Source organism: Tritonibacter scottomollicae (genome assembly GCF_003003215.1).
In the GTDB taxonomy this organism is placed as follows: domain Bacteria; phylum Pseudomonadota; class Alphaproteobacteria; order Rhodobacterales; family Rhodobacteraceae; genus Epibacterium; species Epibacterium scottomollicae.
Window position 1 is genome coordinate 1 of record NZ_PVUF01000026.1, and the last position, 23,709, is coordinate 23,709.

General features: G+C 56.1%; 16 protein-coding genes and 1 pseudogene. 6 read left to right on the forward strand and 11 right to left on the reverse strand.

What is annotated here, in order from left to right; genetic code table 11:
- A pseudogene (locus CLV89_RS23045) lies at positions 1 to 132 on the reverse strand (IS3 family transposase); the annotation flags it as partial.
- Between the two features lie 343 nt (positions 133 to 475).
- On the opposite strand from CLV89_RS23045, the gene CLV89_RS20835 reads away from it, so the two are divergent.
- Together CLV89_RS20835 and CLV89_RS20840 are read left to right on the forward strand one after the other, a co-directional pair.
- On the forward strand, positions 476 to 1,138 hold the full coding sequence (locus tag CLV89_RS20835; RefSeq protein ID WP_106165530.1) for a ParA family protein: 663 nt from the start codon (positions 476 to 478) through the stop codon (positions 1,136 to 1,138).
- Between the two features lie 491 nt (positions 1,139 to 1,629).
- Positions 1,630 to 2,724, forward strand: a complete 1,095-nt coding sequence (locus tag CLV89_RS20840) for an IS110 family RNA-guided transposase (protein WP_165798175.1) — start codon at positions 1,630 to 1,632, stop codon at positions 2,722 to 2,724.
- A gap of 295 nt (positions 2,725 to 3,019) precedes the next feature.
- On the opposite strand, the gene CLV89_RS20845 is transcribed toward CLV89_RS20840, so the two are convergent.
- The 8 genes from CLV89_RS20845 to CLV89_RS20880 form a co-directional block, all read right to left on the reverse strand.
- A complete protein-coding gene (locus tag CLV89_RS20845) occupies positions 3,020 to 4,090 on the reverse strand; it encodes a hypothetical protein (RefSeq protein WP_106165532.1) in 1,071 nt (356 codons plus the stop codon).
- A 485-nt stretch (positions 4,091 to 4,575) separates the two neighbouring features.
- Positions 4,576 to 5,115 (reverse strand): hypothetical protein, encoded by a 540-nt coding sequence (locus CLV89_RS20850; RefSeq protein ID WP_106165533.1) that lies wholly within the window; start codon positions 5,113 to 5,115, stop codon positions 4,576 to 4,578.
- A 97-nt stretch (positions 5,116 to 5,212) separates the two neighbouring features.
- Complete coding sequence (locus tag CLV89_RS20855) at positions 5,213 to 7,078, reverse strand: ParB/RepB/Spo0J family partition protein (RefSeq protein WP_106165534.1); 1,866 nt, start codon at positions 7,076 to 7,078, stop codon at positions 5,213 to 5,215.
- A gap of 305 nt (positions 7,079 to 7,383) precedes the next feature.
- Complete coding sequence (locus CLV89_RS20860; RefSeq protein WP_106165535.1) at positions 7,384 to 7,782, reverse strand: DUF3768 domain-containing protein; 399 nt, start codon at positions 7,780 to 7,782, stop codon at positions 7,384 to 7,386.
- Between the two features lie 881 nt (positions 7,783 to 8,663).
- A complete protein-coding gene (locus CLV89_RS20865; protein WP_243395106.1) occupies positions 8,664 to 8,957 on the reverse strand; it encodes a BrnA antitoxin family protein in 294 nt (97 codons plus the stop codon).
- On the reverse strand, positions 8,926 to 9,201 hold the full coding sequence (locus tag CLV89_RS20870) for a BrnT family toxin (protein WP_106165537.1): 276 nt from the start codon (positions 9,199 to 9,201) through the stop codon (positions 8,926 to 8,928). Before CLV89_RS20870 ends, CLV89_RS20865 begins: the two co-directional genes overlap by 32 nt.
- A gap of 505 nt (positions 9,202 to 9,706) precedes the next feature.
- A complete protein-coding gene (locus CLV89_RS20875; RefSeq protein WP_165798176.1) occupies positions 9,707 to 11,065 on the reverse strand; it encodes a DUF4942 domain-containing protein in 1,359 nt (452 codons plus the stop codon).
- Between the two features lie 159 nt (positions 11,066 to 11,224).
- On the reverse strand, positions 11,225 to 12,271 hold the full coding sequence (locus CLV89_RS20880; protein WP_133166768.1) for a hypothetical protein: 1,047 nt from the start codon (positions 12,269 to 12,271) through the stop codon (positions 11,225 to 11,227).
- A 1,023-nt stretch (positions 12,272 to 13,294) separates the two neighbouring features.
- Here CLV89_RS20880 and tnpA point away from each other — a divergent pair.
- Genes tnpA through tnpC form a run of 3 tightly spaced genes read left to right on the forward strand, consistent with a single transcriptional unit; the run spans position 13,295 to position 15,658 of the window.
- On the forward strand, positions 13,295 to 13,705 hold the full coding sequence (tnpA, locus tag CLV89_RS20885) for an IS66-like element accessory protein TnpA (RefSeq protein ID WP_106165540.1): 411 nt from the start codon (positions 13,295 to 13,297) through the stop codon (positions 13,703 to 13,705).
- Positions 13,699 to 14,052: an IS66 family insertion sequence element accessory protein TnpB gene (gene tnpB / locus CLV89_RS20890; RefSeq protein ID WP_106165541.1), complete on the forward strand. Its 354-nt coding sequence runs from the start codon at positions 13,699 to 13,701 to the stop codon at positions 14,050 to 14,052. Before tnpA ends, tnpB begins: the two co-directional genes overlap by 7 nt.
- A gap of 55 nt (positions 14,053 to 14,107) precedes the next feature.
- Entirely contained in the window at positions 14,108 to 15,658 is a 1,551-nt protein-coding gene (gene tnpC / locus CLV89_RS20895) for an IS66 family transposase (RefSeq protein ID WP_106165542.1), read from the forward strand.
- A gap of 205 nt (positions 15,659 to 15,863) precedes the next feature.
- On the opposite strand, the gene CLV89_RS20900 is transcribed toward tnpC, so the two are convergent.
- Together CLV89_RS20900 and CLV89_RS20905 are read right to left on the reverse strand one after the other, a co-directional pair.
- Positions 15,864 to 17,699, reverse strand: a complete 1,836-nt coding sequence (locus tag CLV89_RS20900) for a hypothetical protein (protein ID WP_133166769.1) — start codon at positions 17,697 to 17,699, stop codon at positions 15,864 to 15,866.
- 35 nt (positions 17,700 to 17,734) lie between these two features.
- Positions 17,735 to 22,408 (reverse strand): ankyrin repeat domain-containing protein, encoded by a 4,674-nt coding sequence (locus CLV89_RS20905; protein ID WP_106165544.1) that lies wholly within the window; start codon positions 22,406 to 22,408, stop codon positions 17,735 to 17,737.
- Between the two features lie 712 nt (positions 22,409 to 23,120).
- On the opposite strand from CLV89_RS20905, the gene CLV89_RS20910 reads away from it, so the two are divergent.
- Complete coding sequence (locus tag CLV89_RS20910) at positions 23,121 to 23,705, forward strand: CHASE domain-containing protein (protein WP_106165545.1); 585 nt, start codon at positions 23,121 to 23,123, stop codon at positions 23,703 to 23,705.
- Positions 23,706 to 23,709: the final 4 nt, after the last annotated feature.

Genomic DNA, 23,709 nt, shown 5'->3' on the forward strand with positions numbered 1-23,709 from the left:
CCGGTAGTAAGTCTGAACCGTCACACCGATTTGCCGAACGGCTTCCTGAACCGAGCTCCCTTGCCCTTGCAGCACCTCAACCTGTCGCAGCTTCAACACGATGTCCTCGGGCTTCTCTCGTTTGCCTGCCATCTCGTCGTCCTCCTGAAAACGGGATATTCCTATCCCAAAAGATGGACCACTTCAGTGGGGGCACTCCACCACCACATAACCCTTAACTCTTAACCTGTAACTCATAACCCATAACTATGATCTACAACACACAAATACCCGACCTTATTCGGATACCACATAACTGTTCACTGTTAACTGTTCACTGTTAACTGTTGAGCCGTAGATAGACGACTACTGATATATCAAATAGTTAGCGCCACTACCTAGCACATCCCAGCACCTAGCAACCCCCATAACACATAACGCTTTACCCATAACCTATAACAGGTTAGTTGAAGTAAGATTGATACGGGAGAGAGCAGTGACCCAAGTGATAAGCGTAGTTCAAGAAAAAGGTGGAGCAGGCAAAACCACCCTATTAATCACCCTTGCATCGTTGATGGTAGCTGATGGTGCCAGGGTGGCGGTTATTGATACTGATCCTCAGCACAACCTCGAAGACTGGGCCAAGAAGGAAGAAATAGACCTTGATTGGATTTTTGAGGACAACGACGAGAAACTCATCCCTACGATCAGAGCTCTAAAGAAGGCCTCTCCAGCATACGATGTCATCCTAGTTGACACGGCTGGTTTTAAGTCGGCTATGGCTGTCTATGCGATCAACGCGGCTGGTCTCGTGCTCATTCCATCAAAGGCGAATGAATCTGATGCGAAAGGCGCGATCAAAACATATCGCCATGTTCACGGTGTCGCAGATTCGATGGACAAAGACATTGGCGCGTATGTTGTGATGATGGATGTTGATCCCAATACCAACATAACCGAAGCGATTTTGGCATCCCTTGAAGAGCAGGAAGTACCTCGCCTGAACGCGATGTGTGCACATCGCACCGGGTTCAAGGAAATGATGAGTACAGGCCGTGGGCCAGAAGGCTCGGCGAAGCGATCAGCACAGAGCGTTCTTGCAGAGCTTCAGATCAAAGGTTTGTTGGACTATTACGGAGGGCATAATGGCAAAGCTTAAAGTCAATCTTGACGTTGATGATGTAACGCAACCTCAGCCAGAGGATCATAAACTCAGGCAGCTGTCGTCTTCGCTTCCAAGTCCGCATCGAGCTAAGTCTGGATCTTTGAAGTACGCTCAACGTGTTCAATTTGCTTTCTCGAACGTTCCACTCCCGATCAAGGAAGCGTTCGTCAAGGAAGCCGCTTCTAGAGGTATAACGCAAAAAGAGCTTCTATATGATTGCTTACGAGCTGGTGGGATCGAGGTCCCTCCGTTAGATGAAATTGACGGTCGCCGCAGATAATAACACATAACCCGTAAATGTTATGTGTTATGTGTCGCGCAGCGGCTTTGGCGCGAATAGCGCCAGTCCTGGTCGCCAGGGCCTTCAGGTCCTGTCGTCCAGTGACACCAGAGGGCAGGGCAGGGGGCAAAGAAAATACCATGCTGGACGGCGTTGCACGTGGCTGCTGCAATGCCGGAGTTCTTCGAACAGAGGAGATTCCAGCATGGTCAAGAAAGCAACGCGCCTCGCCCGCTTCGCGGAAGCCGTCGAGGATCAACCTGTCGTCGTCGGTCTCGACGTTCACAAAAAGACCTATTCCGTCGCCCTGTTCTCGTCGCAAGACGGTCAGGTCGAGAGCTATACCTGTCCAGCCGGAGAGGCGGCGCTCGCCGCGCAGCTTTCGGGCCTGGGCTGCTCCATCGAGCATATCGTCTATGAGACCGGGCCAACCGGCTTCGCCTTGGCCCGCACATTGATGGCCGCAGGATTTAAGGTATCGGTGATCGCCGCCTCGCGCATCCCGCGCGGCTACGCAGCGGCGGCGAAGAACGATCGGCTGGATGCGGTGAAGCTGGCGACCTACTTCGCGCGGGGATTGCTGCATTCCGTCGCCATTCCAACCGTCGAACAGGAAGGCTACCGGGCGCTCGTGCGGCGGCGGAAGCGTGTCGCGGAGAGCCGGGGCAAGATCAAGCAGAAGATCAAGGGCTTCCTGCTCGCGTCCGGCATCGGCGAACCGCAGAGTATCCAGAAGTGGTCTCTGGCCGCTTCGGCAGACCTGTCGGCATTGGATATGCCGCCGGAACATCGCATGTCGCTGGCCTCGATGGTGCGTGAGTACCTTTTCTTGCTTTCCGAAGACAAGATGCTGCGCGCCGAGATCAGGACGGCAACGAAACGGATGCACGCAGAGCGGTTCGCGCACCTGACATCTGTCGTCGGGGTCGGCGAGACCGCCGCATCGAACTTCTTGGCCGAGCTGTTCTCTCCCGAACGGTTCAACCGCCCCGAGGAAGTGACCTCCTATCTCGGTCTCGCACCTGTGGTCAGCCAGAGTGGTGGCAGTCAAGCCCGGGCCAGGATCAGACCCGTGGGTCAGAAACGCTTACGCGGCATCCTCATCGAAGCCGCATGGCAATGGACGTGGCGAGACCCCGAAGCGAAGGAACTCTACAATCGACATTTTGCGAAGCATGGGATCGGGCAGAAGGCCATCGTGGCCGTCGCCCGCAAGCTCGCGATCAAGCTTTGGCGCATGGCGGTAGAGATACCGCCCGTGTCAATGGAGGGTGCCGCGCGCGGGGCCTGGTCGGGATAACCGACAGTAGAAAAGGGCGGCACCCTCATCTACCGGCGCGTACCGAAAGCGGTACTTGGTGATCCTGCATCTTGACAGGCACGAATAAGAAAAGGCTTACGCAAGCCGGTAATAGCTCTGGCATGGCCTCAATTCTGTGGCGTGACACGCACGCAGGATGGGTTTTTGTGGCTATAGGCAAGGTCGGCAGTGCGGACTTTTCAGACCTTCGCTGAAGCCGTGCAAATGACCGCTCTTGCGAACCGATCAACAAAGGGTCGCTTTTCGGAAGGCGTTCCCTCGCGGCGAGTAGAAGCTATGCAGGCCGCAGGGGAACGGTTCGATAGAGGTGAACAGATAAGGCGCCCATAGCGAATGGTGCGATAAACAGCACCAGCCAGATAAGCGCAGACATTATGGCCCCGCCCAAGGTAAGGGCCCCGGAGCGAATAGATTCGATTATCTGAACAGGATAATAGACGAAGGGATCGAAAGCTAACACGCTCGCATAGGCCAAAATGATTGCGCCAAAAAGCACAGCGAGCCAATGCGTGATCTGCCTAGAAGCGGTGTCCGAAAACAAGAGCATCGCACCAAGCAAGAGTGGAATTATTGGAACTCCATACCGCGGTGGGGGCGGACTTTGGGCAAGCACAGCTAAGTAAGCGTCCAATCGAGTGGGGGCGTAGGTAATCATGCTGGCTTGAACAAGTTCTGGAGCCCATGCGAACACGAAGGGAACGAGCCAAGTAGCCACAAGCAAGCCGCCCCATAGACGCAGCCCACGCGGGGCGCTTCGGAACGTGACGGCGAATACAAATGTATAAAGCACAAACGCGTAATGATCTGAATAAGGAACCGATATACCCCACGTCAAAAGGGCTGAAAGGACTACGATGGCACCGGACAGAACGATGGTGGCCCTTGTCAAAACAGGCGTACCGATTGTTGCAGAGATCCAGATCGCAGCGCAGATTGGTGCGATGGTTGTAAGCAAAGCTAGGCTTGCAGATATTAGTGCAAGGATCGCAGAAAATGGGCTTACGGGGACAGGGTGAGCTAGCTCCATCAGCGCAATACCGGCGCACAAACACAACAGAAGGGCAGCACTGGCCGCTTGCGCGGCACGCTTTGTACCAGTCCTTGGCAAGAAGGCTGTAATCACCATGGGTACGAGGCACATCAAGACAAGGAGGCCAAAGTGGCTTATTAATCCTGAAGACGTCACAATATACGAAGCAATCGTATTATTGGGGGTCCCATCGAAACTATACCGAGCGAATTCAATCGGGATGGTGAGAACCAGTAAGTCCGACGCGGTAACGACGATTAAGATACCGAAAAATAAATAAAGCGGTAATACACTTGCTTCGTATCGTACTGTCATAGGAAATCTTTAATACCCTTTGGACTTAGCGAGGCTTGCAAAGTTAAAGTACTGCGCACCGGAGAATATGCAGGTTTGAAGTGCATTTGGAAGACCATTGATCTACCAGTTCGCCACCATAAAGCATAATTACGTCAGATCAGCGGAACCTTACGCCGGACACATTGCGTTGATTCAAGTCTGCCCTCAAGCAGAGAAGGTATGCAGACTCTCCGATAACCCTCGTTTTTGGCACAGCAGTAAACCACCCCGATTGACGCTGCCAGCCCCCCCGTTCAAAACCAGACCAGTTGTCGAAGGTTTCTGGCTCTCTCATGATAGCGGACATCCATGCTTTGTGCAGCATCAGTCGCAATGGGCTCCAAGCCGCCATTGGGAGCTGGGTTGAGCACTCGCAGCATTGCCAGCTGCACTTGACAGTTGTCCACATAAGAAAGGCCCCACCGAAGCGGGGCCAGTTAATTCCTTCACCACAAAGGAAAACTCTACTCAGGTGGGATCCGCTCTGGATCTCTCGCCTTGGCAATTACACCATCATGTCGGATTGCAGCAATCGTCGTTTCTGTGCGTCGGCTCATTTCGACGCCATCACCGGACATCATCGCTTCAACACTGCTTGTCTTCTTCAGCACGCTGCCATCTGCCTCCAGATAGGTTATGCCGTGATCGGTGGCATGGGTAACTGACCCGTCTGCCTTGATCTGAATTCTCATACCGTTGACGGATACCGTTAAGCCGTCTTCTTCGGCGATGATGCCATCCCAGCCGATGCCAGGATCTCGGCGCAATACAATTTGCTCCTGTCGTAGTTTGATCTGAACGTCACGCGGTGCGCTCTCATCAGCTGCTTTGACAACCAAGAACGCCTCCTGCTCTGACGGATCTGCATGGATGCTGGCGTTAGCGTTCTTTGGGGACCAGACTTTTGCGACCTCACGCTTTCGCCCATTTTGATCACGGTGGAACCCGATGAACAGCTGTGCCGAACGCCATACGCGGGCAATGTTTTCGCTCTTTTTCGTCATGGCATGGCCTCCGGTTCATGTTTCGATTCAATCATGGCGCGAGGGTTCTCGCTAGTCTCATCGGTAGGGCAGGGCGCTTGTGCGCCCCGCCTCTGGATCACTTCATGCCTTCGGGGAGCCATTTGGCGATTTTCGCCGCTTGCTTCTTGGTCACGCCCTGCGCCTTTCGCGCTTCTGGGTCCGCGAACAACTTTTCCAGTGCCTCGGCCTTTTTACCTTTGGTCAGTTTGGCGAAGGCCTTGGCCTTATCGTCGTCCTGTTTCAGGTCAAGCAGATCGCACCAGAGGGCATTGAGATAGGGACCACCAACGCGCTTGAAGAAGTTCTCCGCATTCGGCGTCCAGTTTTCGCGGATGTCGGTTTTCACCTCCCGGTCAACCAGTGCCCGCATTTCCATGTTTCCGCCCTTCATGAGCGCCGCCAAATGACGGACCAACTCAGCCTCGATGAACTCCTTTCCCTTTTTGCGAAAAGTCTGGAATTTCTTCACTTCATCATCGCGGTTCGTGACCCGATCCTCCGACAGGTAAGAGGCCGTTGTCAGTCGCTCATCCAGAACGTAGCCCGCACCTTCGGTTGACGGGAAATTCGGGACGTCCTGCATTGAAAGCCCGATCGGATCAGCGAAATATGACCCACCTGACAGTTGGAATGCCAGCAGCGCAAGGATCAGATCAGGATCGCGCAATGCTGCGTGCTGTCGCGCTCCGGTGACGACACGAGACAGATCATCCGCGAGTTTCTGAGAAATGGGCGATTTGGGCGCATCTGCTTTGCCAACAGCATCTTTGCTCAACACGCCTGCTTCCACCGCTGCCGCCTTGTCTTCGGGCAATACCAGTCCCTTGAAGCTATCGACTTCCCCGTCATGGTTCAGAAACACGATCAAACCAGCATGCTCTTTCTGGTCGGCAGTGAAGTCAGTTTTCAGGATAGCTTCAAATCCATCCAGTTCGGATTGTTCCTCATCAGTGATTTCATCGGCGTTGAATTCCAGCTTGTACTCAAGTTCTTCGCACCGCTCTGCCTGCTCGTCCGTCAGCTCACCGGCCACCGGGCGCAAATTGGAAATCTTACGCTGATCCATATCCCAATACCCGATGTAGTTATCGGTTGAGATTTCGACCCACTTCCAGCCTTCCGTTGCGCGCAGTTCCTCTGCGGTCTCTTCCAGATTTGCGATAAACAGCGTTTCCAGAAGCGCAGGATCATCAAACAGCGTCACCTCGCTGAACAGATCACCGCTCAAGCGCCCACCAGCTTCCTTGTAAGCTTCCACTCCGACGAATTTCACACGGCGGTCGGTGCCTTTGACGCTATCGGGTTTCAGCAGGTTTTTGATTTGGTGGTCGGAATAGTGACTACGCCCGCGAACCTGTTCCAGCACTTCAAGGCTTCGGTCCTCGTCATCGCTGATGGTGAAACATGCGGCGGAGCTGAGGCTGATTTCACCAGCACCGAGGGCATCCAGTACCGCCTCGGGCAGTCCAGACAGGGCAAGGCGGCGATAAACATGTTTCTCAGTCACGGCAAAGGCGCGGGCGATGGTGGAAACCGATGCCCCTCCGGTCTCCATTTTGCCATAGGCGCGGATCTCATCGACGGGTTCCAGATCCTTGCGGGCGATGTTTTCTGTGTGTGCCCAAATCTCGGCGGTGGCGCGATCAGGAGCGATATTCACAAGCGGGTTCGCCAGCTCGGGCTTGGTTGCCGACATATCGGGATGCTGCTCGGAAAGATACTGCAGGGCGCGGAGGCGGCGACCACCTGCAACAATTTCAGCACCGCCGTTCCCATCAGACAGGCCGGAAAGGTTCTGGATCAAGCCAGCGGTCCAGATGCTTTCCGCCAGTTCGATAATGTCGGCCTCTGGTACGTTCTGACGCGGATTCATTGGCGACAGGATCAGGGATGTGAGCGGGAAACGAGCCTCTGCTGCGATGATTTCGGTCTGTTTGGTCATGGGTCTTATCCTTGTAACGTGGTGAAGTATCGTGTTATTGGTGCCCCAGCCCTTTTGGGCTGAGGCGTGTGGCCTTATCTGGCCCCGTTTTGCATCAGGAAGCGGCGGCCTATCCCAAATTGATCGCCCTTCCTGACTAGCGCCCAAGCCTCGGCAATTCGGCGCTTCATCGTTTCATTGTCCATCTGTCTCACCCCCTTTCGGTGTACTGGTGTTGTCGGGAGAGGCGTTGACCGCCCCTGCCTGTGGGCCTGCTCGACAGGCCAGCCTCGGCGCGGGGCAGGGAGGATACCCCGCAACCGAACTCAGTATTCTGAGGGGAGAAGGAGGGTCAGAACGCGGCGCGTCTTGGTGGGGTCAGCGCAGTCATCGGACCCGTAGCCGTAGCTCGTATCGTAGAGGTCGATTTTCCAGTACAGGGGCACCTCTTCACCATCGTTCAAGACCTTGATGACCCCAAAATCTCGGGTGCCGTATGGGTCGTTTTCTTCGGTGAACTCGTCGAATGCGATCACTGAAACACCGATAGCGTTCAGGGCTTCGGGAGACAGCGCCGCGACACCCTGCGTCATGACGATCTGCCCCGGAACTGATGGGTCCATCGCCCAGCTGGTGCGGAACAGGTCGTTTTGCTCTGCGATCAGTGCGGTGCGTGCTGCTTCGATTGCCGCCTCTGTGTTTTCGATATTTTGAATTTCAGCCATTTTTGGCCTCCTTTGTGGTGACGCGGTGGGGGCTTGGTGCCTTCCTTCCGCAGTTGGGCTTGGCCTCGCCAATCTGATTTGACGAAAACCATGTTTTCGGCGGAACAGAGTGGAGAGGGCGAAGCCCGACCCACGGCCCTGCAGCGGACAGTCAAAGGATCGGAACCGAGGGGTGGTGCGGCCCGCAGCGCGCAGCGCGAGGACACGGCCCTCGGTGGAGACGACGCCGCAGGCGGCGCTTGTCTTTTGACTTTCCGATGCAGGGATGTTGGGCGGATAAACAAATGAAAGATGTCAGGGCTGGGGTGAGCGGGCGCAGCCCGTCGATCCCCTGCTCTGTCACCTGAAACAAAGCGAGCCGCGCGTTAAGCGCGGCTCTCCACTGACTCTAAGGTTAAAACTTTCCAGTCCGCATGAGGCTCAGGAGCCGATGTGGACCTTGCATGCTGCGAGCTGACCGCGCCCATCAAAGAGCGAAGGGATGTGAGCAGCCTGTGGGAAGATTTATCCTCAAAGCCGGACGGGAACTTCTGGCGGCCGAGATACCGCTACACATAGGACTTTAGAAGGGCAGGGGACTCATCAACCGCATACGGACTGACCCATGCACACCATTTGCAGACCTGGCGGCGCAAAAGGCCGAGCTGAAGGCGAGGGAAGACCGTCACCCGCAGGGCTGAGACTATGTTTTCTGAGCGAGATGAGGCCGCGGCGCGGGCTGGCTCTTTGAGACAGTCTGCGTCGCACCTTGGCCTCAGGAGTTCAGGAAATATCGGCTCAGGTCTGGCGCCGGCTCTGCCGGTGTCAGACTAGGGCCCGGTCCTCATCCATGATGAGGATTTGCCGTATCTATTCGACACGACGACTGACGTTTGCGGAATTTAATCACCACTATGTTGGTGGTGGCTCTTCTCTTTTTTTGCGATCATGTAGGACCTCAAGACATCGTTCATGCGTGTGAGGTGTCCTGGTCCATCAGCCTGAAAGAACTCCAGCACATCAGGATCGATGCGCAGGTGAACAGATTTCTTTTTTGCACGCTTTACGACTTTAGCGTCATCCCAGAATCCATCTGGCATGTCTTTAGTGGGTGCATCTTCAGGAGTATCCTTGAGCTGCCCACTGTCTTTCATTGCTCTGATTTCATCGAGCGATATGTTTTTGATATTCGTCATGTTCCTTTCGACCGCCTTTCCACGCTGAAATTATGCGTATTCGACCGTCTCTTTCGGTATGAGTTACGGAGTAGACGTCGCCGTCTACGCTCCCGAGCGATATGAACCGCTGTTCTCCATAGTCTTTGCGTGTGTCTTCCTTGGTGAGTGTTGTGTTCTCAAAGATGAGAGCAGCAACGAGGAAGTCTACGCCGTGTTTTTCAAGGTTGCTGTCCCGTTTTTTGTGGTCGTAGTCGATCTGCATGTTCGATCCTTGCGGTTATTTTGAGTGTTGTATCCATTGCATCAATCCTCTTTCCGTTTTGGCTCTCTCACTCCGTCCCATGACATTAAGCCATGATGGACATTTGAAGTGTACACTAGACGTGTACACAGTGCAACTCTTTCGATCATCACTGATTGAAACGCAAGCTGGCACCGATGAAGCCGAGGTATTGATGTTGCAGAGATCTTTGCTGACCAGAAGGCCGCGACCTGTTTTGTCAGCGGTTTTCTCTAATAAAGGGACACAAGCATTTTGGATGCTGAAGCTCGTCCTTGTTAGTTCAGCTGAAGTCGCAATAGGACTGTTACGCGAAGCGTAAGGCTGCGCGGCAGCGCAGGGCCGGTGATCTCGTGGAGCGCCCTGGCGTTTCACGGGAACACCGGTCACCATCTGTCGCTTGGCCCTCTCTAGAAGGCAAAAAAACGGCCCCACCGAAGCGGGGCCAGTTGGTTCCTTCACCACAAAGGAAAATTCAGATCCTCAATCAATCGGGGCCGATAATAAGAAACCCGGTTGGAATGTTGGTTCCGCTTTCTGCGAAGCTGGCCACCGGCAAATCGTACCATCCGTGATCGCGGGGCGATGTCAAACCTAGATCCTTTAGGTGGCCATCATAGAGCGCACTTGCAGGCAGGATGCAGGCCAAAACTCCGTCAGTTTCATCACCGTTGCGGCGCGCTTTCAGGAACTTCCGAGCATGATCGAGATGCTTGCGCCAATGCTGTCCGTTAAACGGCGGGTTCATAAACACCACATCAAAAATCGGGTTTGCTGCTGTTTCCAGAAAGTTTGCCTTATGGACATGATGGCCCTTTGCTCTGCACTCCATGGCTCGGTCGCCATGATACTCAACACCAGTGACACGCGCGCAGGGATTTTTTTCTCTGATCGCATCCATGATGCGACCGCAACCGCAGGAGGGCTCCAGAATTGTCAGATCTCCGTCTAAATACAGCCGGCGCATAACCTCTTCGATAACCGGTCTCGGTGTCGGGTAATATGCAAGATCCTTTGAAACTGCCGTTCCAGGTCTCGGTTTTTGTGCCGCCTCCGGACTGTCTGGAAGCGTGTCACCGTAGAATTCGGCCAGTGCGAGATTGATTTCTCTCAGCGTCTCCGGATCAAAGTGAAGATGAGCGTTCCCATTCTGAAAGCGGCGGATCTCGATTCCGTCGTGATAGCTGGCGCCATGCTCCTCTGCCGCATCCAGAAGCTCGTAATATTCTTGCTGTTCGATGTGAGGTTTACCCCGAAACACATTGAGTGCGTTCAACGTGTCTCGCGTACGCTCCCACCCCCAGGAGCCATAGCTTGTTGTTGATTGGATTATGATGCGTTTCGGTAGTCCTTCGACGCCGATTTTAACCTTAGTATGGCTGCGATAGGCCGGATCGAGATCGCAGAAGCACTCAGCCAGCCCTTTAAGGATGTGATGCCGCTGGTTTATCCAGTAGTCCTCAAATGTCGCTCCAATGTTCTCCATGGTGAACTCTGGCGGGTTCTCCATAGACATCTCGAAGCGCTTCCGGTCCTTTGCACTCGCAATGCGGTTGACGTTCAAGCCACGATAGACATGTTGCCATGCAGATTTTAGGAGAGCATCTTGAATGATCGCTTCACGCACAGAAGGTGCAGACCCATAGCGACCATTAGACCAAATGCTACCACCAAACACGCCCTCAATGCATGAGGACAGTTCAAGTGCAGTGATCGCATCTTTGAAACGCTGTAATTCTTCAGGAATGCGCTCTGCTTTCTGGTCATACTCTTCGACAACCTCACGCAAGCTGCGCTGCATTGCCGGCACATCAAAGTCACTTACTGGGGAGTTATGGGCGTTCATGCTCGGCCTCATGTGTATATGGAATGTCGTTGCGACGTTCTTTGAGGGCTTTTTTGATAGACGCCGCGCACCAGTGCCCGGTCTGCGTCTGCCCTTCGATGTCGCGGCTAATCGGGTGCCAGGCCTTGCAGCCTGAGCACCACCACTTTCGGCCGATTCTCACTTCGTCAGCTCGTCCGCAAAGGTCTGGGCCTCTTCCGGGCACTTGAACGCGAAACCGGCAGGAGTGTTTCCCCACTTGCGGGAATACCAGCCCTTCCGCTCTTTGGCCTTTTCAAGCCACATTGAGAAAACCTCCCGGCTCGCGCGTTCCTTTGGACTTACGACCCACATTTGAAAGTGGCGTTTCGTGTGCATGTGTTCTTCGATAGTGAAACCGCCCGCATCCTTCGCATGGCTGTCGCCATCGGTCTTTGGCGTTGCTTTGTTGCTAGGTCCCGAAACAAAGGGGGCGCCATCCGGCACAGACCACTCGCCAAACGGGATATACGCCGCTGGGTCATCGCTCGGCCCTGTGATCCGGCGTTTGCTGATCTTCCAACCGTCGGAGTAGTGATGCGAGGCCTTGAGATAGTATCCCGCCCCCATGCTGTACTTTTCGCGGTGCTCTGCGTCGGACTCGGCATCAGCAAGATATGCGGTCTGCTCATAGTTGCGCGCTGCCTTCCGCATTTCTGGGAACATGTCGCGGGTGTTACGAGAAAAGGCCAAAATCACTGTTTTGCTGGTGCTGGTCGCGAAATAATCCGTCATGCTGTCGGACTCGTTTTTCTCAAATTCAGCGACGATCACGGCTTTTGCGTCTGCTGGAACCTTGGCACGGATGCTGTCGCGCCAATCCGAGATTTCTTGCTCGCGATCTTCTCGCTCCTTTGCCACTTGCTGGCGCTGGCGTTCCTGCGCTTCCAGTGCAATCGCCTGAAGTTCGGCGACCTCATCCGCGCCTTTCGCTTCAACCCCAAGAATTGCGGCCTTCTCAATCCATGGGCTCGCGATCTCGTCACCCACTTTTGAAAGTGTAGAGTCCTCCCAGACAATGCTGACGCGCCAAACTTGCTTTGTCATGCCGCCTGCGCCAATGGTGAAGACCCGGCCAGTTTCAGGCGAAATTTCTGCGATCCATCCTGCTTTTTGCGGGTTTGCCATGTCCCCGAAGACAAGAGGCTGACCGATGTACATTTTAGCTTCGGTGTTCTGCATGTTCATATCCAAATCCTTTGTGGTGACGCGGTGGGGCTTGGTGCCTTCCTTCCGCAGTTGGGCTTGGCCTCGCCAATCTGATTTGACGAAAACCATGTTTTCGGCGGAACAGAGTGGAGAGGGCGAAGCCCGACCCACGGCCCTGCAGCGGATGTTGAACGTCAGACGAAATTGACCTAGGCGTCATAAACTGACCCAATCCGCTGTTTTTGCCGTGTGGCTTGTTGCGTTGATCTGACCTTCCATTCGGAAAATCAGGGCTGATTTGCAGGTTCAGTCGGCGAAGCCGCCTGTTCCTGCTGATCTGCCACGTGGCGAACGCGGGAGGGGGCGAGGCAATGCTATTCGACCGGGTTGGTGCGGCCCGCAGGCGCAGCCGAGGACACGGCCCGGTCTAATCGGATTGCCCGAGGGGGAGGGCAGCGCCCTCTCCCTGACGGCCAGGGGCGTTTGGCTTGTCCAAATCCCACTGGCCCACAAAACAGAAGCGGCGGGGCCATCAGGTCCGCCTCCGTGTTGCGGTCATTCAATATTGAAAACTGAGTTCACAGGTTTGGGACTGAACCGCTAGTGCTGATACCCGCATCGATGACCGTAACCAGCCCGAACACGACACCCACGCAAGGTGCAGCGATACCTTTGCTGCAAGCGCGAACGATCTCCTGAGAGCGGACCTTCAAACAGCTCCGATGACCAGGGCGATGCCGCGCTCAGCTCAGATGTCAGCAAAGCGCAGTTAGCGCCCTTTGCAAAGTCTGGGGATCTGCCAGCCGGGCGGAGAGCCCACGCTGCACGAGCAATGGAAGTAGCAGACCTTCGCCGCAGGTGCAGCCACCAACCACCATCGAACGGAAGGGATGCGCAAAAAGTGTGAATTCGCTGTTTTTGCGCGGGCAGCTGCTGTTTGCCGCTTAGCGGACCTTCACTATGGATTGCACACAAGTGTAAACGGTGTCCCGGCCCCACGTTGTAGCGCCTATCCTGTGCTGCGAGATCTTTCACATCTCACAGAGGGGAGTGCGTTTCGCAATGTGCGCTACAAATTCGTTTCTCAAATCGTTGGGCGTCGAGATCTACGCGTCGGGTCACCGGCGGTGGCCGGATGAAGCCAAGGCCCGTGCTGTGGCGGATACGCTTGAGCCGGGCGCCACGGTGAATGGTGTGGCCGCGCGGTATGGGGTTTTGCCGAACCAGCTGTCGGCCTGGCGCCGGTTGGCGAAGCAAGGGAAGCTGGTGTTGCCAGCGGCGGAGCTGGACGAACCGGTCTTCGCCCCGCTGGTGGTCTGCGATGTACCGGAGGAGCAGCTGGAACCGGACATTGCCGCATCAGAAGAGGTGGTCCGGATCGTCTCGGGCGAAGTCAGGATCGAGCTGGCGCCGGGCACGCCCGCAATCCGGATCGCCGAGATCGTGCATGCGCTTGGGGCCACGCCATGCTGATGCCCTCGCAAGGCGTGCGGATTTTGGTGGCGACGAAGCCGGTGGATTTCCGCAAAGGTCATGACGGTTTGGCGGCGCTCGTGCAGTCAGCGCTGGCGGAAGATCCGTTCACGGGCACGGTCTTCGTATTCCGGGCCAAGCGGGCGGACAGGATGAAGATCCTGTTCTGGGACGGCAGCGGACTTGTGATGGCTTACAAGCGGCTCGAGGAAAGCACATTCACCTGGCCCGCCATCCGGGATGGGGCGATGACGTTGAACCGGGCCCAGTTCGAGGCGCTTTTTGCCGGGCTGGACTGGCGGCGGGTGCGGTCCCTGGAGGCGCACCGGCCGGCTGTGGCAGAGTGACTCGGTCGGGCAGAATGCCTGCCCATCGAGGTGCCGATCAGGGTATGGTCCGGCCATGTCCAGCTCCCCGCCCATCGACCTCTCTGCCATTCCTGAAGATCAGCGTGACGCTGTTCTGGCGGTGCTGCGCGAGCGGGATGCACTCAGGGAGGCCAACAAACGCCTGGAGCACCTCGTTGCCGAGCTGAACCAGGCTGTGCATGGCAAGCGGTCGGAGAAACTGAGCGAGGACGAGCGGCAGCTGGCCTTCGAGGATCTGGAGGCCGCAGTCGCCGAGGTCGAGACCCAGCAGGACGAACAGGCTCCGCCGCGAGCGTCCCCGCGCCGGGCGGTCCGGCGCAACCGGGGCAATCTGCCCAAGGACCTGCCGCGGATCGAGAAGGTGATCGAGCCGGACAGCCTGGACTGCCCATGCGGGTGCGGCGAGATGCACCGGATCGGCGCGGATCGCACCGAGCGGCTGGATATTATTCCCGCGCAGATCCGCGTCATCGTCACCGTCCGGCCCAAGTATGCCTGCCGCGCCTGCGCCGAGGGCGTCACCCAGGCACCAGCCCCCGCGCACCTGATCGAGGGCGGTCTGCCGACCGAGGGCGCCATCGCGCATGTGCTGGTCAGCAAGTTCTCGGACCATTTGCCGTTGTATCGGCAGAGCCAGATCCTGGCCCGCTCCGGGATCGACCTGCACCGCAGCACGCTCGCCGATTGGGTGGGGACAGCCGCCTTTCACCTCGGTCCGGTAGTCGACCGGCTGGCTGAGCACCTGAAAGGATCGGGCAAGCTATTCATGGACGAGACCACGGCGCCGGTTCTGGACCCGGGCCGCGGCCGGACAAAGACCGGGTATCTCTGGGCGCTGGCCCGGGACGACCGCGGATGGGGCGGCGATGACCCGCCCGGTGTGGTGTTCACCTATGCTCCCGGCCGCGCCGGGCAGAACGCGGAACAGATCCTGCAGGGCTTCGATGGCATCCTGCAGCTGGACGGCTATACCGGCTACAACCGGCTGACGCGCCCGTCGCGGAAAGGCGGCGCGCCGGTCACCGTCGCGCATTGCTGGGCGCATGCCCGCAGGAAGCTGAAGGAGGTCTTCGACCGCGACGGCTCGGAGATCGCCGCCGAGGGACTGCGCCAGATTGCGGAGCTCTACCGCATAGAGGGTGAGATCCGCGGTATGGGCCCTGGCCAGCGGCTGTCGGCCCGGCAGGCCCGCACCGCGCCGCTGGTCGCAGAGTTCGGAGAATGGCTGCAAAGCCAGCGCCGCCGGATCTCCTCGAAGTCACGCCTCGGAGAGAAGCTGACCTATATCCATCGTCAATGGGACGGGCTGCAGACCTTCCTCGGCGACGGCCGCGTCGAGATTGACTCCAATGCTGTCGAGAACCTGATCCGTCCGATCGCATTGACGAGGAAGAATGCGCTTTTTGCCGGCCACGACGAAGGCGGCCGCACCTGGGGCCGCATCGCTTCGCTCATCGCCACGGCGAAAATCAACGGCGTCGAGCCCTTCGCTTACCTCAAGGCCACCCTCGAAGCCATCGCTGCAGGACACCCCGCTAACCGGCTCGATGAACTCCTCCCCTGGAACTTCCAGCCGTCAAGCTGATCCCGGGTGAGGTGGAGACGCCGCTTACACACAAGTAGCATACTCCCAGCGATTCAAGTCCCGGCGTATGGGGACAATCTGCCCAATCCCCATTGATTCAAGACCAGAACACGTTCTTCGGTAAGCTATAGGGAATAGGACAAGGTCTCTTTGCTGCTGCACTCAGCGTTTCTTTCGCAGCTTCGTGGCCAGCGCGGCACCGTCTCTAGCCAGGCAGCGTGAGTTCGCGGAGGCGATAAATCTTAGCCCAATCCCGCGTGTCGCTGGATAGAGTGCGTGTCAGATTGGTCAGTAAAAGGGAGACTTGCCTGCGAGACGGATCGGTCTTCTGCTCGTTGAGTTTATCCTTAAGCGACTCCAGTTCTGCTAGCGTACGCTTTGCCTGTTCGCCAGCCACCATAAAATCACCTGTCGCGCGAATACCGAACAATGCAGCACCCACTGCTGGAAAGCCGCCACCAACCAATGTGGTAACCGCCTTTATTGCCTGCTTCCATCCGTCGGTCAGGTAGATAACTCCTGACGAAGCAAGTAGTGCTACGAGCACATACCCGATCCCGAAAAGGAAAGTCGCTAAGAATAGCCGTTCACCCCAGACATGCAGCCAGTGATCCAGCCTGTGGCTAGACTGCACCGCACCGCTATTATACACAATCTGTCCTTCAATTTCATCTTCGACAGCGGAGCCGATGGCTGTCCGCAATAATTTGGCGTCCAACAATCCAGATGGCGGGCCAATTTCTCGGAGCGTCGCACGAACGTACCATTCGACCCATGCGTCCGAAGCGTCGTCACGGCCAGATTCCCTGAAGGGCGATACGGTGGAGCCGATCAAAGCAGTAAGTCTTGCGGGCCTTAGAAGTTCGGCCACTGCGCGAGACTCCAGCCAGCGCGCATGCCAGTCGCACCGGTCTTTCCCACCATGTCTCGTTAGCAAAAGGATCAATCCGATCAGAGCCACTTCAGCCAATACGAAGCCCGCTTTGATCGGTACTGAGTTGGCATTGTTCCACCAAAAAACGCTGACAAGACCAATTACTACTGCGAGAGCCGCGAGGCCGAAATTCGCAACGTATGTGGAGCGATAGGCGTGGCTAAAATGAAGTGCCAGAGCGTCGGCTTGACGCCAACGGGCTTCTAGGCCGTCAGCCAACTTCTGGGCAAAGTTCGTCCCACCCACCAACTCGGCGCGGTCGCGAAAACGGGCCCAACCAGCTTCTGTTTCCTGGTCTGGCGCGTACTCGACAAGCAGACGAAACTTTCGGCCTATAACTACGTACCGCAAGAAGTCATAGATGAACCAGCGTGAGCAAACAGGTGTGGGCGTGTCCATGAAGCGCTCCAGCCGAGCCCGAGCATTGCTGCCTGGGTCGGGAGGTGCAAGGCGGTCGCGCACGACCTCGGTCAACAATTCCGTAAAGGGGGTGTCAAATGCTCGCACCGGCGCGCCGCAAGCCGACGAGCTAATTTGAGTAGTCTCGGTGATCAGGCAAGTGGCACCATCGGGGTGGATCCAAATCACCGGTATACCGGCTTCTACCGCTTCGGATACGATCTGCGTAGTGCCACCGATCCCAGCAGCTGCTTCGCCATCCCATACCGCCACGAGTAAGTCCGAGTATTCCAACATCCGGCGTCCGGATGTTAGGTAGCCTTCGGCTTCCGCCTCGCTGGGGGCGCGGTCAAGTTCCAGGACGCTGTGTGCGACTTTGAGGAACCCTTCGAAAGTGGCGCGAGCCGCATCCTGCATGCCTTGTGTGGCGACATAATCTCCACGACGAAATGGCAAGATGACATCGAGGCGCATTCCGGCATCACACGCGGCACAGGCGAGTATTGTGTCGGCTCCTTCGGCCAAGGCGGTCACGAGGCGCAACTCAGGTGCCTCTTGAGCCAGGACATCGGCGTCCGCCTTCTGCACCTCGGATGTAGCCTCCGAAAGACTATCCAGCACTTCGCGCGCGGCTTCATCAACGCGGGTCTGTGCCGTCGCGTCGAGCCTATTTGGGCGGTGGCCGGTAACGCCGATCCGGAGCGTCAATCGTGGGCGATTCTGCGCGGCGAGAGCTTGGTGCATCAGTGTAGCGTTCTTATTTCCACAGGTGCATCAACGCCTGCTGGGAGATCGGTGAGAATGGGCGCATCGCTGATCATTTCAATCATACCACTCGGCTGAACGATGAAGTTCGAAAAAAATCCTGCGTTGGAGTAGTAAACGAGGCCAGACACTCGAAAGTTGCCCTCCTCGTTCCGTCCCCATACTCTAGGAGCTCGAATGGCGTTCGTGATTTCGTCGTGCCGTTCTCCAAGATCCGGAATGAAGCCATTTTCCGATCTGTCGACAATAAGAAACGGACCTTCTTCCCCTCTGACGAAGAAACAGAAAAAGGCAAGGTACTGAAGTACTGTCTCTTCGTTGATCTCCGGTGCTTCAAGTCCATTTACCTCATGGATCGGTGGAGACGTTCCATTCAGTCGGAAGAGCTTGTCATCGTGAATGAGAAAGCAAAGTCGGCCCGCGGCACTTGAGGTGGAACGCGGCCGCAGTTCGATCAACGGCACGTTGGGATGAAATGGTAGATCATAGGACCGAATGTCCAACGTATCGATATCGCCCCATCCCCCTTTCCAGTCCCGCTGCAATACAGCTATCTCTGTTTCGTCAGCGTCACGCCCCGCTTCGACTCTTTCGATGCTAAGGAAAGGGGCCTGATCTGCGATAGCCGATGCAACCGCAAAGGTCTCTTGCGCCTCACGCGGATCCTCCATTTCCGCTTCAAGCGCGCGGAAGTCTTCAGCCATACTCTCTGCTGCCAAGTCCGACGGACAGCGCCCCCAGCCATCATGAGGCACAGCGAACAGCCCGATTGCGAGCAATGACCTAAATCTCTCTAGGTCGCCTGAGATCGCCGCACGGTGGAGGATCGTGTTCCCTTCATCATCAACGCGCAGTTTCGGCGAGACGCCCTGACTGACGAGCGCTTTGGCAGTCTCACGATCATCGGCGTCCACAACGGCGCCCAGCAACTCTTCAGCCTCTCGAGGCTCAATCGCGCCCGCAGCGGCCCGCCGCATCAGCGCGTCACGGAGCGCGGCTGCGGCGGGGATGGCCGCTACAGCAAGTAGTTCAGCAAGTCTCGCTCGTAGCGTGGGCCAATGTATGTCACCGTCTGCAAGAATGGACAGCACCGAATGGTTCTTCAGCCGAAGAAGGATGTCCAATCCAGTCTCGCCCTTGGAGCCGTCCATCGAGGAGCCCAGCTTGCCTCTTGGACGATCAGGAATGCCGGCATTCGGTTCCGATGCTTGCACGTGCTCGTCCTCCAACGCCTGTGGGGCTGCCTCCAACAGGCGCAGCACGGTAGCAGGTCGGCGGCTCGACAGATCCTCAATCCGCATGGCGGGCGTCATCTTGGCATAATCTTTCGGAATACGGTCGTCCTGCCGAAGGGCGCGCCGGGCTTCAGGGAATGCTCCAGCGATGTCGAACGGCGTTTGATTTTTGTTGTTCGGCTGGTTCGGATCAAGGCGGCCATCTCGCAAGAGAAGTTCGACGACTGCGCGCGCGCGGAAGCGTTCCTCCTCTGTCGGTTTGCTGCCGTACTCCTGGAGAAACACACGATGAAGGAGGGTGTCACCATCTTCGGTAATATGAGCTGCGGAACTGGGATTGCCTAGCTCGCCCAGATCAGATTGCATGAGCACGTACAGCGCCTCTGGATGCCGGTGGCGAGCACTGATCAATAGTGGTGTATCTGCCCAGCGATCTCGATGATGGAGAAGTGCGGTAAGACGGTCTGGATCAGCCTCCTCAGCCAGATAGTTCGAAAGAACCTTGGCGGATCCGGAACTTGCTGCAGTGGAGATCGCTGTCCTGTTTGAATTGTCCTGCTTTCTGATGTCGATGTGCTGCAGCAAATATTGGAAGGCGGTGACTTGATCTGCACGGGCCGCTTCGTGGAGCGCGGTTTCGCCATACTGATCCTGCAGACTAAGATCCGCGCCGTGTTCAGTGAGATACTCAATCACATAAGTGTTGCCGTTCCGCGCGGCGAAATGGATCATTCTGATGTCAGATGTAGTTTCGATCGGATCGTCGAGATTGATTTGCCCAATCATCGCATCGAAGTTACCGTTCAAGTTCTCGCTGATCGCACTAGAGATCGCATTCCACGTGTACTTATCGGTTGTTGGAGGCACGCCTTCGCTAAGTAAGAACGGCACGGCCGGTCCATGCGACCACGCAGCTTTATGAAGAAGATTTTCGCCATCGCGGTCTTCTACCATTAGGCACTCGGGTGCCGTTGAGATGAAGCGCCGGAGCAGTTCGACGCGATGATAGAACGCTGCAAGATGCGCATATGTTTTCCGGAACGGATCGCTCTCGATAACGACAAGAGGATCCTCAGCATCATCGAATACGGCCAGAGCTTGCGTTTGCAGCGCTGCATCGTCGGCGTCGAATGCTCCTCCTTTTTGCATCCGCCAGTCTAAAAAACGCTCGGCAAGGGTTAGAACCGCCGCTTGCATCGTCGAACCGTCCTCTTTCACCGGCACAGACTTGCCGCGCCGATTCCAGAAGATCGCCTCCTCACGGAAAACATGAATAGCCTGTAGCTGATTTTTGCGATGGGCTAGCCAACGCTTGGCAGGAGACCAATGATCAAAAATTGCCTGGTGCATGGGCCGCAGTCGCAGAGGCCCAGCGCCTGGGACTGGAACCAGAAGTCGGCGCTCGCGGAAGGCCCTGCGATGGTTAATTGTTGAGGTATCGGCATCGACTTCGACGGCTGCGCGCAATTGGATCAGACCATCATGATCAATGGTCACAAGTGGTTTCAAAAAATTGTCCAAACCATTAAAATTGCTACACTTCTCAATTGGCTTGGGAAAGTTCGGGGCGCCGCCGCTCACGCGCCAAGCTTCGTCTGCGAGATCTTGGACAATTCCCGCGAAAGCGATCGCGCCTTCGCCCCCGATTTCCTCAAGTGTCAGCAAACGATCGCCTTTGACCTGTCCTGCTTGCTTGAACGCGCTTTTGGTCCGCTCGTCCGGGGTCGCGCCAGCCAAGTCGGCGAAGCGTTCGTAGAGTCTATGGAAAAAGAGGCATGCGAGCGGCAAGGGCGACGCGTTGTCGCTCGGTGTTTCCTGCTCAAATGCCCGCCATTTCCGTTTGATTGCTTCAACAACCTCTGTATCGAGAGGCAAACCGCCGCGGGCGAAACCGCTCCGCGCGATCTCGGCTACAGTATCATCTGTCGCATCGACGTTGATGGTCTTTGGCATGAGGCCGAGAGCCTGTCCGATGCCCAATTCTTGGAAACTCGTCTCACGCGCACTTTCCAGTGTAGCGACAATGCGAACGCTCGGAGAAGTGCAGAGTATTTTCAGAAAGCGGAGTGCTAACCACCACCCCCTTTGCGGCGTGCCGGTGCTTAGACCTTTTTCGAGCTTAAGCTCGTCGATGATCTCTTCGAACTGGTCGAGCCCAAGAACAACGTCGACATGATTTTTCTCCAACGCCGTACACAACCGTTTTGCATAATTCTCCGGACGCATCGCCATAGGTCCACCTGCCGGAAACGGCACGTCCCCAGCTTCTGCAATCAGCCAGGCCAATCTCTCAAGTGCATCGCCCTCACCCGTGACAGCCATCAGTTCAGTTGGGCGAAATGGAATGGGGATGGAGCCGTCGATTTCGCGGAGTCGACGCATAATTCCGCATTGCATTAACGATGACTTGCCACACCCGCTCCGCCCCTTGAGGAGAACCAGATCGCCACGATTGTTCATAGCTGCTAAAACATCTCGAATGCCGTCGGCACGGCCCGGCAGCTGCTTCTCCTCGTCTACTGTCCAATGGGCAAGGCTCTGCTTGAACGGATTTCGCAGCGAAGCGATCCCAAGCTTCTGCCGCAGCTTTTCCTGCGCTATGGTCAAGACCTCGCGGCGCATGTCGGCTTCACTCGGATAGGACGAAACAAAACGCACCCGTCGAGCGTGATCCTTTAACAGGTTCAAGAGAGCCGTGGCTTGCGGATCATAGATTTCCGCTTCGATTAGGCTCGTTTCTGATTTGGTACGCCCGTCAGTGAGGCGTCCGAATAGCTTTCGTTCATTAAGCACAACACTGTCGGCCGAAGTCTCATGCATTATCGGGCGATCGACAATGCTAGCGATGATCAGGTTGTCCGCCTCTTCCGGTTGAGAATGTGCGGAGAGAAGCTCAAAGACCGTCCCAGTCAGCGGATACTGACCGAATGCGAGCGCTCGATCTTGTGCTTCGGGATCGCGCGGCCAAGGATGTAGCAAGCCTGGACCATCACCATCTGCGCGCCAACGGTCAAAACGTCGGTTTACAAGCGGATCCAACTCATCCTCCAGCGGCGATCCGCAACGTTCGCCGAAGAGGCAGATGGTAAGTGGAACGTCGGGACTAGCTGGGTCCGGCAACTGTGACTGGATGCGCTGCCGATCTGATAGCAGTCGCCCATCTTCTTTGTCCTCCTCCCAAAGATAAGGTCTTAGAAGATGGCCGAAACCATGCTGGTCGAGCCATCCATGTAGGTCGTTCCTGAGACTCTTCCGCAGATCTTTAAGATCACCCGAAGAGGAAATGAAAATTGACTGAATCACAAATTTGCTCCGCTTATTGGTGACAGCCTCTTGCAATTCCACATCACTAGCAAGGACACTGTAGCCCAAATGCTGGTGTTTTTTTAGCTGTAGCTTTCTGCAAACCGATCTCATTCGACGACATCCTGAGCCAGTGGAACCACACCTTGGAGAGTCCCCAAAGCCTGCACCTCGATGGTTCTGGCACTTCGCTAGTGAAGATAAAGTTCGAACAGCACATGTGGCGCCTGCGAACGGGCCATCATCAATTGCTGGTTCGCGATGAATGCCATGTGGTCCAGAGAAACCGATCTCTGCCAGCGCAGAGAATTACCCGCGACGCAGTGGGAAATCACGCGATAGGAGCATGAACATGAGCTGCACACGCCGCCGCCCAAATCTCTGAGATGGCATCAAAGTCGCTATCATTCATCACCGGACAGACGCAACAACCATCATCGAACGACCGCTTCGCAACTGTTTTCAGACCTTTGTGCACATTGCAGCATCCCGCAATTTGGGCTCACACCGGACTTGCGGCGGCGCAGCGGGCTGGTCACCTGCTTGGACGGCTGAAGGTGCTTCCGTTGGTGGCCGCAGGCAGCCCAAATAAGACATTCATGCGAGATATCGCGAAGGACCTGCTGAATGTGGGAACGACTTGCAGGTTTCCCGGCAGCAGACATTCGGGGCAGAGAGCCGAAAGGTGAAATGCCAAGCCTCGCTCAATTGACTGGCTGAATGGTAAAACACACCAATAGTTAATAACTCTCGTGGATAGATGTCTCAGAGTGAGTTGCTGTAGATTTACGTTGGTGTGGTAGATCTACCTTGATGAGGTACCTACATGACATCGGCTAACGTTCAGGAACGTAAGATTTCCTCTCTTCATGTTCTGGTGGTCAGTCTATCCTTGATGATGACCATCGGAGCTTGGCTGTATTCCAAGCAGCAGGTAAATCTTCAGGTTGAGTCTCGTTTTGAAGCCTCTAAAAACCGCACAATAGATCTCATTGTGGATCGAATGTCGCGGTACGAGGACGCTCTCTGGTCGGGCGTTGCCCACGTCGATGCGTTAGACGCGGATGTCACCGCAGCAAGTTGGAAGACCTTCGCGTCCTCTCTCAACATCGAGGAAAAATATCCTGGTGTGAATGGCATCGGCCTTATCCACTTCGTGGAGAGACAGAACCTCCAAGCCTATATGGCTGTGCGGGAAAGCGAGGAGAGAGACTTCTCAATTTTCCCTGAACATGACCTCGATTTCTTGCTGCCGATCACCTTTATCGAGCCCGAAAACATCAATTCCGCTGCAGTCGGGTTGGACGTCGCCCATGAAACTGACCTGCTCCCCGTGGAGTCCGCGTTCTTTAGTTCGCTCTGTTCAGTTTTTGGTCCACTATTGACCGTTGGTGATACTCCCACGGTGTAAGCCC

Coding starts and splice junctions, on each gene's coding strand:
- CLV89_RS20910 (WP_106165545.1), top strand. CDS start 23,121: ATGACATCGGCTAACGTTCAGGAACGTAAGATTTCCTCTCTTCATGTT.
- CLV89_RS20860 (WP_106165535.1), bottom strand. CDS start 7,782: ATGGCTGAAATTCAAAATATCGAAAACACAGAGGCGGCAATCGAAGCA.
- tnpC (WP_106165542.1), top strand. CDS start 14,108: ATGTCCAGCTCCCCGCCCATCGACCTCTCTGCCATTCCTGAAGATCAG.
- CLV89_RS20880 (WP_133166768.1), bottom strand. CDS start 12,271: ATGAACATGCAGAACACCGAAGCTAAAATGTACATCGGTCAGCCTCTT.
- CLV89_RS20875 (WP_165798176.1), bottom strand. CDS start 11,065: ATGAACGCCCATAACTCCCCAGTAAGTGACTTTGATGTGCCGGCAATG.
- CLV89_RS20865 (WP_243395106.1), bottom strand. CDS start 8,957: ATGACGAATATCAAAAACATATCGCTCGATGAAATCAGAGCAATGAAA.
- CLV89_RS20855 (WP_106165534.1), bottom strand. CDS start 7,078: ATGACCAAACAGACCGAAATCATCGCAGCAGAGGCTCGTTTCCCGCTC.
- CLV89_RS20850 (WP_106165533.1), bottom strand. CDS start 5,115: ATGACGAAAAAGAGCGAAAACATTGCCCGCGTATGGCGTTCGGCACAG.
- CLV89_RS20845 (WP_106165532.1), bottom strand. CDS start 4,090: ATGACAGTACGATACGAAGCAAGTGTATTACCGCTTTATTTATTTTTC.
- tnpB (WP_106165541.1), top strand. CDS start 13,699: ATGCTGATGCCCTCGCAAGGCGTGCGGATTTTGGTGGCGACGAAGCCG.
- tnpA (WP_106165540.1), top strand. CDS start 13,295: ATGTGCGCTACAAATTCGTTTCTCAAATCGTTGGGCGTCGAGATCTAC.
- CLV89_RS20870 (WP_106165537.1), bottom strand. CDS start 9,201: ATGCAGATCGACTACGACCACAAAAAACGGGACAGCAACCTTGAAAAA.
- CLV89_RS20905 (WP_106165544.1), bottom strand. CDS start 22,408: ATGAGATCGGTTTGCAGAAAGCTACAGCTAAAAAAACACCAGCATTTG.
- CLV89_RS20840 (WP_165798175.1), top strand. CDS start 1,630: ATGGTCAAGAAAGCAACGCGCCTCGCCCGCTTCGCGGAAGCCGTCGAG.